Source organism: uncultured Capnocytophaga sp. (assembly GCF_938029845.1).
Lineage (GTDB): Bacteria > Bacteroidota > Bacteroidia > Flavobacteriales > Flavobacteriaceae > Capnocytophaga.
On record NZ_CALHGG010000140.1, the window covers coordinates 18,792 to 30,551 of the forward strand.

General features: G+C 38.5%; 13 protein-coding genes. 5 read left to right on the forward strand and 8 right to left on the reverse strand.

The genetic code is table 11. From position 1 onward, the window contains the following. The first annotated feature begins 367 nt into the window (after nt 1-367). The 5 genes from Q0625_RS10115 (at nt 368) to Q0625_RS10135 (ending at nt 5,338) form a co-directional block, all read left to right on the forward strand. Nucleotides 368-1,396 (forward strand): RluA family pseudouridine synthase, encoded by a 1,029-nt coding sequence (locus tag Q0625_RS10115; protein ID WP_298826639.1) that lies wholly within the window; start codon nt 368-370, stop codon nt 1,394-1,396. Between the two features lie 71 nt (nt 1,397-1,467). Then, on the forward strand, nt 1,468-1,968 hold the full coding sequence (locus Q0625_RS10120) for a GNAT family N-acetyltransferase (protein ID WP_298826642.1): 501 nt from the start codon (nt 1,468-1,470) through the stop codon (nt 1,966-1,968). A gap of 6 nt (nt 1,969-1,974) precedes the next feature. Continuing rightward, nucleotides 1,975-3,042, forward strand: a complete 1,068-nt coding sequence (aroB, locus tag Q0625_RS10125; protein WP_298826645.1) for a 3-dehydroquinate synthase — start codon at nt 1,975-1,977, stop codon at nt 3,040-3,042. A gap of 19 nt (nt 3,043-3,061) precedes the next feature. Beyond that, a complete protein-coding gene (locus Q0625_RS10130; protein WP_298826647.1) occupies nt 3,062-4,339 on the forward strand; it encodes a HAMP domain-containing sensor histidine kinase in 1,278 nt (425 codons plus the stop codon). A 30-nt stretch (nt 4,340-4,369) separates the two neighbouring features. Further along, a complete protein-coding gene (locus Q0625_RS10135) occupies nt 4,370-5,338 on the forward strand; it encodes a glycosyltransferase family 2 protein (RefSeq protein WP_298826650.1) in 969 nt (322 codons plus the stop codon). Nucleotides 5,339-5,367: 29 nt separating this feature from the next. On the opposite strand, the gene Q0625_RS10140 is transcribed toward Q0625_RS10135, so the two are convergent. From Q0625_RS10140 to Q0625_RS10175, 8 genes are all read right to left on the reverse strand, one after another. After that, nucleotides 5,368-5,970: a hypothetical protein gene (locus Q0625_RS10140; RefSeq protein ID WP_298826653.1), complete on the reverse strand. Its 603-nt coding sequence runs from the start codon at nt 5,968-5,970 to the stop codon at nt 5,368-5,370. Nucleotides 5,971-6,396: 426 nt separating this feature from the next. Beyond that, the gene (locus Q0625_RS10145) at nt 6,397-6,723 is read right to left on the reverse strand and encodes a hypothetical protein (RefSeq protein ID WP_298826656.1); all 327 of its coding nucleotides are present in this window, start codon (nt 6,721-6,723) and stop codon (nt 6,397-6,399) included. Next, on the reverse strand, nt 6,720-6,968 hold the full coding sequence (locus tag Q0625_RS10150) for a zincin-like metallopeptidase toxin domain-containing protein (RefSeq protein ID WP_366125069.1): 249 nt from the start codon (nt 6,966-6,968) through the stop codon (nt 6,720-6,722). Before Q0625_RS10150 ends, Q0625_RS10145 begins: the two co-directional genes overlap by 4 nt. Nucleotides 6,969-7,407: 439 nt before the next feature. Further along, entirely contained in the window at nt 7,408-8,586 is a 1,179-nt protein-coding gene (locus tag Q0625_RS10155) for an FtsX-like permease family protein (RefSeq protein ID WP_298826659.1), read from the reverse strand. Nucleotides 8,587-8,595: 9 nt separating this feature from the next. After that, entirely contained in the window at nt 8,596-9,192 is a 597-nt protein-coding gene (locus Q0625_RS10160; protein WP_298826662.1) for an ATP-binding cassette domain-containing protein, read from the reverse strand. A gap of 41 nt (nt 9,193-9,233) precedes the next feature. Further along, the gene (locus tag Q0625_RS10165; protein WP_298826666.1) at nt 9,234-10,943 is read right to left on the reverse strand and encodes a DUF4836 family protein; all 1,710 of its coding nucleotides are present in this window, start codon (nt 10,941-10,943) and stop codon (nt 9,234-9,236) included. A gap of 43 nt (nt 10,944-10,986) precedes the next feature. Further along, a complete protein-coding gene (locus Q0625_RS10170) occupies nt 10,987-11,205 on the reverse strand; it encodes a PDDEXK nuclease domain-containing protein (RefSeq protein WP_298826669.1) in 219 nt (72 codons plus the stop codon). Nucleotides 11,206-11,252: 47 nt separating this feature from the next. Next, nucleotides 11,253-11,495, reverse strand: coding sequence for a DUF1016 N-terminal domain-containing protein (locus Q0625_RS10175; RefSeq protein WP_298826674.1), 243 nt, complete (start codon nt 11,493-11,495; stop codon nt 11,253-11,255). Nucleotides 11,496-11,760 lie beyond the last annotated feature (265 nt).

Genomic DNA, 11,760 nt, shown 5'->3' on the forward strand with positions numbered 1-11,760 from the left:
TCTATTTCCCATATTTCTATTTTTATTTGAGTATAGAAAAAAGAGAAAATATTTTTATTTACTTTTTTATAGTTGTTGGCACCTGCTTACTTTGGTAATAATAGCCACTATATATTCTTATTTTGAGATTATTTATTCAGACGGTTATATTGATTTAGTTGAAAATGAATATATAATAAGTCTCTTAGCTAAGAATATTGTTCTATTCATAATAGTAGGGGCTATAAATTTTTTTACATTTATCCCGCTCAATATTATTATTTTTTCACTCTCTTTCTTTTTATTGAGGAAGTGTAAATAATCAATTGAAAATCAATTACTTGTCTTATTTTAAGAAACAACTCAAAATTAACAATTTAGAAAACAAATGGCAGACGATGATTTGATTACAGACGATGAGCTGTACGAACACTATAGTTTTAAGGCAGGAAAAGGACAAGAACCGTTACGGGTGGATAAGTTCCTGATGAACTTTGTAGAGAATGCTTCCCGCAATAAGGTACAACAGGCGGCTAAGGACGGCAATATATTTGTCAATGGGGTGGCGGTGAAGGCCAATCATAGGGTGAAGGCCAATGATGAGGTCAAGGTCATGTTTGCCCATCCTCCTCATGAATATCTGTTAGTACCTGAGCCTATTCCTTTGGATATTGTCTATGAGGACGAGGAACTAATCATTATCAATAAGCCTGCGGGTTTGGTAGTACATCCAGGGCATGGAAATTATCAGGGAACTCTCATCAATGGACTGATATACCATTTTCAACACTTGCCTATGAACAGTTCCGACCGACCTGGCTTAGTGCACCGAATAGACAAAGATACCAGTGGCTTATTGGTAGTGGCAAAGACAGAGGAGGCTATGAATCACTTAGCTAAACAGTTTTTCAATAAAACTAGTGAACGGGAGTATGTAGCCCTTGTATGGGGCAATCTTACAGAGGACGAGGGTACTATCACAGGACATATAGGTAGGCACCCCAAGAACCGCCTACAAATGACTGTTTTCCCTGATGGAAGCGAAGGAAAAGAAGCTATTACTCATTATAAAGTGTTGGAGCGTTTTGGCTATGTAACTCTGGTCTCCTGTCGGTTAGAGACAGGGCGCACACATCAGATTCGTGCACACTTTACTTATATAGGACACCCACTTTTCAATGACGAGCGCTATGGAGGAGATAAGATACTCAAAGGGACAACTTCAGCTAAGTATAAACAATTTGTAGAGAATTGTTTTAAGATCCTACCACGCCAAGCCCTTCATGCCAAGACCTTAGGGGTGGAGAAACCTTCCACAGGGCAAATGCTTCGCTTTGATAGCGAGATTCCTCAAGATATGCAGCAGTGTATAGAAAAGTGGCGTAACTACCTTAGCAATAGGGAAGTAGAGCAGTAGTCAGAGGTCTGTTATCAGCGGTCAGTAGAAGTCCCTTTTTTGGGATAAAAAACTCAAAATTCAAAACTTATATGTTATTCAGGCAAGCACAGATAGAAGATTTAGAGGCTATATGGCAGATTATTCTCTATGCTAAGCAAACTATGGGGCAGAGAGGAAGCCAGCAGTGGCAAGATGGTTATCCCTTTAGGGAAACTATTGTGCAAGATATAGCTCTTCACTATGCCCATGTAGTAGAAGAGGCAGGTGAGATTATGGCTTATGTAGCCATTAGTAGTGATGGAGAACCTACTTATCAAAAAATAGAAGGGGCTTGGCTTAATGATGCACCCTATATAGTAGGGCATAGAATAGCAGTAAGTGAGAAAGGAAAGGGCAAAGGTTTTGGGGCTTATATCATACAACAGGCGGAAGAAATGGCAATAACTCAAGGTATTCACTCTATAAGGGTGGATACTAACTTTGATAACTATATTATGAAACATATCCTAGCAAAGCAAGGATACCTCTATTGTGGGATCATTCAGGTGCGCGATGGGAATCGTGAAGCTTTTCAGAAAATTTTAAAATAACGAAATATGAGCTTAAAAAAAATAGATACAGGCGATTATACTATTTATTTCTCGGAAGATGGCTATAAATACTTAGCAGACTATATAAAAGAAAAGAAATATTCTAAGATATTTGTCCTCTCCGATACCCACACCCATGAGTGTTGTGTATATACATTCTTGCAGAAATTTCCTTTTGAGGTAGAAATCATAGAAGTAGAAGCAGGAGAAGAGCATAAGAATTTGGATACTTGTCTTTCTCTTTGGCAGACGCTCTCGGACTTAGAGGCCGATAGAAAGAGCTTGCTTATCAATGTAGGGGGAGGGGTAGTTACTGATATGGGAGGCTTTGTAGCCTCTACTTTCAAACGTGGAATTGACTTTATCAATATTCCTACCTCTCTCTTGGCTATGGTAGATGCTTCTATTGGTGGAAAAACAGGAGTAGATTTAGGCGTCCTCAAAAATCAAATAGGGGTGATTAATAACCCTCAACTCCTACTGATAGATGTGAATTACTTGGGAACACTCCCAAAAGAGGAATTTCGTAGCGGCTTGGCCGAGATGTTCAAGCATGGACTAATACAATCCTCTGCCTATTGGGAGAAAATGAAAAAGCTCTCTGACCTGACCACAGATGATTTGGAAGAGATTATCTATGAGTCAGTAGTGATTAAGCATGAGGTAGTCAGACAAGATCCTAAGGAAAAAGGACTTCGCAAAATACTAAATTTTGGTCATACACTTGGTCATGCCATAGAATCTTATTGTTTAGCGCATAGACAAAGGCACTTGTTGCATGGCGAAGCCGTAGCCATTGGAATGATTTTGGCGGCTTTCCTCTCTCATAAGCTCTTACACTTCCCTTGGGAAAAAGTAGAGGAGATAAAGGCTACATTGTTGGATTATTTTCCTCAAGAGGATTTCTCTGCTCAAGAAATAGAATCTATAAGTGAACTACTAAAATATGATAAAAAGAATGCCTATGGTCATGTTTATTTTGTATTGCTTGAGGCAATAGGACAACCTAAATGGGATATAGAAGTGGAAGATGCTCTTATACAACAGGCTTTTGCCTATTATAGTGAGAAATAGGAGTAAAAAGGGTAAGCAAATGAGTGTTTCTTTAAAAAATTATACACTAAGACAGGTAGCCCTGGCTTTTTTGCCTATTATGGTAGTGTGGCTGGGCGTGATTTATATTTTTATCTTGGAGGAAGTTTATGACAATGTAGATGATGGTCTCAAGGATAGGAAAAAAGAAATCATTGCACTCTCTAAGGAGTATCCAGAGCGTATCCTCTCAGTCAGTGAATATGGGGTAGGACAGTTTAGGGTACGACCTGCTCAGGGAGAGGTGTCTAAGAAGAATAGTATAAAAAATGAATTTCTCTATGAGCCTTTAGGAGATGATAAAGAACTGTATAGGGTTTTGAAAACAGGTTTTTGTGATGACAATGACCGTTGTTATACGTTGGAAATACGTACTTCCACAGTGGAGGAGGATGATCTGATGGTCAATTTAGCTATTGGTATTGGTGTTTTGTATTTGGTGTTGGTAGTGAGTATGTATATCATTCATTTACTTTTCATTAGGCGTGTGTGGAAACCTTTTAATACCTTGCTACATAATATCAATGCTTACGAATTGGGCAATCGCCAAGGAGTAGTTCCTATAACAACTCAAGTAAAAGAGTTTGCACAACTTGATGAAAATATTCATCGTATGTGGCATCGTACAGAAGCCATTTTTGACCAACAACGTACTTTTATAGGTAATGCAGCTCATGAATTGCAAACGCCTATTGCTATTACTATCAATAAGTTAGAACTGCTTATGGAAGATGAAATGCTTTCCCAAGCACAGCTTCTGCAACTCTCCGAAGCGAAAGCCTCACTCACTCGTATGGCTACGCTTAATAAGTCTTTACTTACCTTGGCACGCATAGAAAACCGCCAGTATGAAGAAGTTTCTCCGATTTGCTTTACTTCCTTGCTTCATACTCTCATTGAGGAATACCAAGACTTGATAGCCTTTAAGGAAATTTCTCTTGAGATAGAAGAAAAAGTACCTTTTTCTGTAGAGATAAATAAGGATTTAGCAGTAATTCTCCTCTCTAATCTCCTTAGAAATGCCATTAAATATACTTACCCTAAGGGGAAAATACAAATTAATATAGATAAACATACTTTTTCTATATCCAACGAAGGGAAACGTACTCCTCTTGATCCTGAGAATATATTCAAACGCTTTCATAAGGGTGACCAAGATAGTACTTCCACAGGATTAGGCTTGGCTATTGTAAAGTCCATAATAGATTTGTATGAGAATATCAGCATACAATACGTATATAAGGAGGAAAAACATACTTTTTTAATTATTAATTGCTAATGATTAGTCATTAGTCACTTGTCACTATCTATGGTTGTCGTTATACTCAATTGGAATGGAAAGCATTTATTAGAACAGTTTCTTCCCTCGGTGGTAGCTTATTCCATAGGGGCTGAACTCTATGTGATTGATAATGCTTCTACTGATGGGAGTGTTGCTTTCTTACAAGCACATTACCCCCAAATAAAAATTGTACAAAATCCAGAAAACTATGGTTATGCTAAGGGCTACAATGAGGGTTTGAAGCATATCCCAGCCGATGTATATTGCTTGCTTAATTCCGATGTAGAGGTAATCCCACATTGGTTGGAAGCTCCAATGGATATTTTTGCTCAACAACCCAAGGTAAGTATATTGCAACCTAAAATAAAGTCCTACAAGCAGAAAAACTATTTTGAATATGCAGGAGCAGCAGGAGGCTATATAGATAAGTATGGTTTCCCTTATTGTAGAGGACGTGTATTTGATAGCATAGAGGAAGATAAGGGACAATATGAAGAGCAAACACCTATTTTTTGGGCATCGGGAGCATGTTTTTTTATACGAAAAGCTATTTTTGACGAACTTAAAGGTTTTGATGAGGATTTTTTTGCTCATCAGGAGGAGATAGATCTCTGTTGGAGAGCAAAGAATAAGGGGTATGAAGTCTATTATACCCCTCAATCACAAATATACCACTTAGGAGGTGCTACTCTCACAGAAGGAAGTCCTCAAAAAGTGTATCTAAATTTCCGCAATAGTCTTTTTATGCTACTGAAGAACGTACCAAAGCCTTTTTGGCCTATTACAATTTTCCTTAGAATGGTCTTGGATGGGGTAGCAGGGGTACGCTTTTTCTTTCAAGGAAAGCTCAAAAGTACTTGGGCTATTATAAGGGCACATTTTTCTTTTTATAGGTATTTTTCGCATTTCTACCACAAGCGACAAAACCCAACTCTACAACAGTATTATATGATAAGATCTATAGTATGGGAGCACTTTGTGAAAGGTAAAAAGTAAATAGATAGGCTGGCTAGGAGAATTGCCATTTATTTTTTAGGAAAGTCCGTTTTAGATTTAGGTAATAGATCACCTCCTTCTAAAAACAGAAAAGAATCTTCTTCATATAGTACTTTTCCCGTCTTACTGTCTATGTAGATTTCTTTTCTAGCATAGATTTCCCCTACTTGAGGCTTAGGGGTATAGAAATCTACTCTATAACAACTTTTTTTTAAGATTGGCTCATATATTTTTTTAACATCCCACTTAATATATCCATCAGAGATCCTTCTTATATTTACATTATACTCATCTTGAATAAAATCACATAATTCATCAATTGTAAATGTATATTCTTTATCATAATTAGTTTTTTTAATAGCTTTCCCTATCTCATTATATTCTATAACTATACCAATAATACAATTATAGAATATTTTCTTAGAACTCCATAATAATTTATTTGATGAATAATAAATATTCTTAGTTTTAATAGGAGATTGATAATTACTTTTAACTTCAATAATATTTTCATTAGAAAAGTGTATACTAACCCTTTCAGCTCCTTTTTTAAAAAATTTAGCTCCTGTAATGGGATAATAATCAGGGTCTATTTCCCAGTCTTTATATTTGTTTACATCAAAATATTCCATAACTTTATCTTTTTTTAAATTAATATTTAGATCTTGTCCCTCACTATATAAAGTGAATAAAACGAAAAGTATAAGAATTCTTATCATATTATATTTTTATTAATAATTTCCCATTGCCAACGCCATAAATAAAATCTAATAGAATTATAGCTCATTATATTATAAGTTGATAATCTCTGTTTAATATTCCCATGATTAAATATATATTTTTTATTTTGTTTTATCTGCTCTTCAAAGAGCTACTGATATTACAGGGTTAATAATACTGCCAAATCCTCTTGAAATGCCTCTTTTTCTATTACTAATACTTCCATTATTACTACTTTGCTATGTTTTTCAGCGCAAAGGTAGAGTATAAGTACAGAAAAACTTCTCAGCTGGTAGTCTTTGGCAGTGAGAGGTTAGGGGTGGCTTTAACTTTATTGTTTAGATAAAATCTTCTGGGTATTCTTTTTCATACTCATCCCATTCTTTAAGGTTTTCTTTATCTATGATCTCAGATCGTGGCAGATAAGTATTATATCCATATTTATCCATTGTTTTAATAAGTTTTCCCGTATCATCAGAAATAAAATATGAAAATAAATTCTCTTGTTCAAACAATTTTGAAACAGCTATTACAACCCAGCATTGTCGTTCAGTATCATATATAGCCTCCTCTATACTATGATTTAGCTTTATATCATATTTTTTTTCTATACAAGCCTTTATTTGCTTTGTTATTTTTATAATTTGTTCTTCTGTGTGTTTCATTGTTTATTTATTTTAGCATGTCTTTTTCTAACAATATCAATGTAATCTTTTGCGTGTTCAATCTGATGTTCTTTCAATTCATTTTTTTGTTCCATTAATTTATCAAACACATACTCTTCCTTTTCTAATTCTGTTTGAGCATTATATTTTTGATCACCTAACTGATAATTTTGTTTTGCATGGTAACTCTCATGCATTACCTCATATTTTGAAGGCGGTTTTATAAGAAAAATAGAATTTAAAATGCAAAACTATAAAAAAATAATGTAATTAACTCATACAAAGGGGATTATTTTTTTGATAGGTAGATAAGAGAAGACAGGGTCTTAGATGATTTGGACAGGCTTTTTCAAAATTAGGTTTCTAAATCATTACCTAATACCTTGAAAAATATTTTTTATTAGTAGGTTGTATTTCAGTGTTTTACACCTTTTTTCATATTGTACAGTAACTTGATAAAAAGTACTTTCGCAAATTGAAAAATTAGAGTATGAAAAAATAGTAACCTAATAACCAATAGAACGCTTATGAATATCGTAGGAAGACTTACCGAAAATGCACAAGTGCATGCTTCATAATGTTCCCTTTTTTGGGGGCAAAAGTGAAGATAATTTGTCAATTCGCAAATTGAATCTACACAATAATCTATCCTTCCTCCCATAAAACTAATAAGCCAATGAATCCCTATTCCTTTTTGCCTATTCCCCTAATAAGGATCATACTATAAAGCATACATAAGAGCATGGTTAAGACAAAAGCAGCCAAAGGGAGAGTGAAGTCAGCAGGGGTAAAGGGGAACAATTGGGAGAGCTTAGCCATATAGAAGCTGCGCAGCACGTAACAGAGCACTAGGGCAACTATAATAGCTCCCAACGTAAAGAAACAGACCACCCACTGGTAGTAACGAGCAATCTGGGCAGGGGTATAGCCAATAGAGAGCAAAGAGTGAATTTGCTCTTTGTTGCGCTGCAAGATTAAATGTAGGCTAAGCACGACCACGGCTACGGATAATAGCAGTATCAGTAAGGCAATCCCTACCACCGTCCAAAGGGCTGAGGAGAAGAAAAAGCGCATCTTGCTCAGTTCCAGTTCGTCCTTACTTATGGTATAGTTATGCGCCTTGAAGTAGCTCAGTATCTCCTGCTGAGAAGGATCGTGGAACTCCACCAAAAGGCGAGAGGCCTGTGAAGAAGGATTTCCATAAGTCTGGTTTGCCCAAGCGAGGAAGTCTTCAGGAACGAGAATAGAGTTGATTTTAGCTGAAAAGCCCACAATACGACTGGAGAATACCGCTTCCTTGCCATTACCTGAAAGGCGTAGACCAAAAGAAATCTTATCAATCAATCCTTTGGAGAGTACAGGTAGTCCTTGGCTCTGGGCAAAGCCAAAGTTATAGAGAGAAAGATAGTTCTCAGGAATAATGATAGGGACAAAGGAGCGGGAGGGAGTCCATTGCCATTGGTCACTCTTCACATCAATATACTTATCTGGAATACTCTCAAAGAAAAGGTCAGTAGCAAACAGAGGCAATTCGCCATCACCCTCGTGGGTATACGCCATAATCTTAAAAGTAGCTACTGAAAAAGGCACCATACTCTTGACAAAGGATTCTTGGCGCAAGGACTCTTGTTCCTGAGAAGTGAAGTAGATGCTTTCCTTCTCGAGAGAGCCTATCGCCGAAATGGGCTTGCTCACTACCGCATAGTTACTTGAAAATATATCTGTTTGCTCCTCTAACAAGGGTTTTACGTCCTTATAGAGTTGCCAGATACCCCCTAGCAGTGCCACAGAGATCATTAGGGCAAAGCTATAGCCAAGGAGTTGGGCTTTGGGGAGTGTTTTTCGCTGGAGCTTATAGAGCATATCTTGATTTTAGAGCTGTAATATTTGGTCGTAGTTCAATAAGGTATTGGTTTCCAAGGCTGTCATCAGTAGGGTGGCTCCTCTTTGGGTACATTCTTCTTCTAAAATCTGGCAGAGCACATGCGTATTCGCCTCGTCCAAATGGCTGAAAGGCTCGTCCAAGAGGAGCACCTCAAAGGGTTGGGCTAAGGCACGCAGGAAGGCGACACGCTGGCGTTGTCCCAAGGAGAGCGTAGCCACAGGAGTATCTTGCTTATGGGCAAGCCCCACTCGTGCGAGTAATTCACTGATCTGCTGGGAGGAGAAATAGCCTGTCAGTCGGTTCTTGAGCTGTATATTCTCCTTGGCTGTCAGCGAGGGAAAGAGGCGTAAGTCTTGGAAGAGGTAGCTTAGCTTATGGCGGCGATAGGCAAAAAGGTCTTTGGGGTGGACTGCCCCATCATAGGTAATGGTACCCTCATAGCTATCTCGCTCCCCATAGAGGAAACTTAGCAGGGAGGTCTTTCCCCTACCCGATTGAGCGCGGATAAGATAGCACTTAGCTGGGGCAAAGACGACCTCCTCCCTCAGATAGATATCCGAGGGAGTTAGCTCCGTCTGTTCCATATAACTCGGTCTTAGCTGATGTAAGTGGATTTCCATGACCCTTATTTTACACCTTCTTCGGTTGTTGTGTCCTCTTCGATTACATCATCGTCTTCATAAGTTTCCCCTTCTTCGTATGTCTCATCGTCATCTTCGTAGGCTTCTGCCTTATTCCCCTTGTCAATCTTGCTTGCATTGACCTGTTTGGCAAACTGAAGAAAGCTATAAAGGCTATTGCGCTCCACATTCTTCATATGATAGATAAGGGAGGCAGTGTTTTCCTTGGCATTGGCTTTTACTTCCAAATTCTTAGAATGGTCTATAAGCCACTGGAAGGAAGCTTCATCACGGACACTCTTGTCGGACTTCATCGCCATCCTGATTATACTAGGATAGTCGTCCAAGTTCAGATTAAAAGAACCATAGAAGGTATTCTTCCCTGCCTGAGATGCCAAGGAGCTACTATAAGCGTTATCTTTGTGCTTTCCTGCAATAAAAGCATCTACCTCATCGGAGGAGTTGCTTATGAAAAAGGCCTTATCGTTATAAGCAAAATGGATACTTACAAAAAAGAAAGTCATGCTATAACGATCCCCCTCCTTGGTAAAGAGGTCTTCTTCAGCGACCATTTTGTCCAAGATCTTTCTATCATTGACATCAAAGCTGGCTCCTACGACAGGAATTGGGATACTCATACCTGTCTCAAAGTCCTCCAATGCCACCACAAAACTCCCTCCAAAGAGGTTCAAGAGGTTGTCCAGCTGGAGGTCTTTCTTGGCAAGCCACTGCTCGATATCGGCTTCTTTGACGAGTTCGGGTTCGGCTTCCTTGAGAAACTCATAGTAATGCTTCACATTGACCACTCCTGTGAACGCCATAGGCATTTTCTCTGGGAAGTGCTTAAGGAGTTTTTTGTTAAAGGAAGCCTCCCCTATACGATGCTTGTCTAAGAGCTTTTGGTACTTTTCGTTATATAGGGTACGGGCGGAGAGGATAATTTCCTCTTTCTCGAACTCCAAGGTTGCATAGAGGTAGGTTCCCTGTTGTAGGTTGAATAGAGAAGGAGAAAGAGCAGCAGAGGAAGGTAGTTTCTCATCCAAGGACGTATAAGCATCTGCTACATTCACCCATACACTGATGTCCTTTTGGTCGGAAAGAAAGTCAGCAAAGCCGTCAAGGGAGGTAATCTGCTTTTTAGCCTCTAAGGAGCGGAGTTGCTTAGCTTTCAAGGGGATTTGTAGTTCTGAAGCGGGTTCTTCATCTGCGTCGCCTACTCCCAGAAAAAGCGCTTTGTCGTTGTCCCAGCTCAGCGTATATCTGCCTTCGGCCATGTTCAGTAGCTTATAGCCACTTTCCTCGGTAAGGGTATGTTTCTTGTCAGTCAAGGTGAAAAGTTGGTTAAGCGTATTCTCGAACTTTTCCTTATCGGAGAGAGAGCAGGCCATCCCGATATAGTTTTCCATGCCATTACCCCCTTGTTGTCCATACTGGAAGAGATAGATAGGCTCGCGAAAACGTATCCCTGAATTTCTTGGGTTGCGGAGCAGCTCACGGAGGAAATCACGTTGCTTATCCTTTATGGAAAGATCATCAACCCACTGCTTGAACTCCGCAGAGTCCTCAGAGGAGGCGATATCCGCTTTTTGGTAAAGCGACTTCAAGTCAATAGAGACTACCCAAGCGGCATCGCTGGGGATCAGTGCCAAAGAGGCAGGCTTCTTAGAACAAGAAGCAACGAGAATAAGGACTAAGCCCAATAAGAATCGTTTCATAAGGTTTTGAGTTTTTAAGTTTTGAGTGATTAGGGGTTAGTTTCTACCAACTTTTCATTTGTGTTTCTGTACGGATATGCTTTTGTCTGGCTACAAAAGCAAAACCTTTTCCTAATTCCAATAAGAATTGTTGTAGGTTATTGATGAGACTCTTCTCCAATTCATTTTCATTTCTTCCTTGACCGCCTCCCTCATCTGTGAGGCAAGCAAACGCTGGTAATAAAGCGTATTGATATTGCGTTCTAAGGTACGAACTGACCAATGTTGTTGTGCAGTCTCTTGTAGGTAATAAGCCCTCGCTTGATCGCTTTATACTCTCATTATCAAGCGAATATGACACCACGTCAATTTGGCACACATGTGTGCCAAATTATCTTCATCAGGAAAAAGAAGATAAAATCTATGATAATCTCGTAGTGTTCTTTCGCTAAACCCTTTTCCTAATTCTTTCGAGAGTTGGGCGATCACTTGCTCCCCATAGTTAGCACGGATACTCCCTTGCCGTTCCTCTTCTACAATACGCCTTCTTATTCTCCAGAAACCTTCAATCATTGCAAAAGCTGTAGCCTAATAAACCTTTTATTGTGCTTGAAGGAGTATTTGCTTAATGTCAGTGATACACTTCTGTAAGGTGTCCATGGTTATGAATTATACAAGTACAAAGATAATCAAAAAGGATAAATGACAACGATTTTTTTACTATCTTTGCCTTTAATACACGACAAAAATATAGAAGGTACTTAACAAAAGAGCTGAAATTCATTATATTAGAGTTTCTAATCTACCACAATTATGACTCTAAAAAAGAATATCAGCT

What these genes read in the sequence shown, in the direction of transcription:
- Q0625_RS10115 (WP_298826639.1), top strand. Translation starts at nt 368, where the DNA reads ATGGCAGACGATGATTTGATTACAGACGATGAGCTGTACGAACACTAT.
- Q0625_RS10120 (WP_298826642.1), top strand. Translation starts at nt 1,468, where the DNA reads ATGTTATTCAGGCAAGCACAGATAGAAGATTTAGAGGCTATATGGCAG.
- aroB (WP_298826645.1), top strand. Translation starts at nt 1,975, where the DNA reads ATGAGCTTAAAAAAAATAGATACAGGCGATTATACTATTTATTTCTCG.
- Q0625_RS10130 (WP_298826647.1), top strand. Translation starts at nt 3,062, where the DNA reads ATGAGTGTTTCTTTAAAAAATTATACACTAAGACAGGTAGCCCTGGCT.
- Q0625_RS10135 (WP_298826650.1), top strand. Translation starts at nt 4,370, where the DNA reads ATGGTTGTCGTTATACTCAATTGGAATGGAAAGCATTTATTAGAACAG.
- Q0625_RS10140 (WP_298826653.1), bottom strand. Translation starts at nt 5,970, where the DNA reads ATGGAATATTTTGATGTAAACAAATATAAAGACTGGGAAATAGACCCT.
- Q0625_RS10145 (WP_298826656.1), bottom strand. Translation starts at nt 6,723, where the DNA reads ATGAAACACACAGAAGAACAAATTATAAAAATAACAAAGCAAATAAAG.
- Q0625_RS10155 (WP_298826659.1), bottom strand. Translation starts at nt 8,586, where the DNA reads ATGCTCTATAAGCTCCAGCGAAAAACACTCCCCAAAGCCCAACTCCTT.
- Q0625_RS10160 (WP_298826662.1), bottom strand. Translation starts at nt 9,192, where the DNA reads ATGGAACAGACGGAGCTAACTCCCTCGGATATCTATCTGAGGGAGGAG.
- Q0625_RS10165 (WP_298826666.1), bottom strand. Translation starts at nt 10,943, where the DNA reads ATGAAACGATTCTTATTGGGCTTAGTCCTTATTCTCGTTGCTTCTTGT.
- Q0625_RS10175 (WP_298826674.1), bottom strand. Translation starts at nt 11,495, where the DNA reads ATGATTGAAGGTTTCTGGAGAATAAGAAGGCGTATTGTAGAAGAGGAA.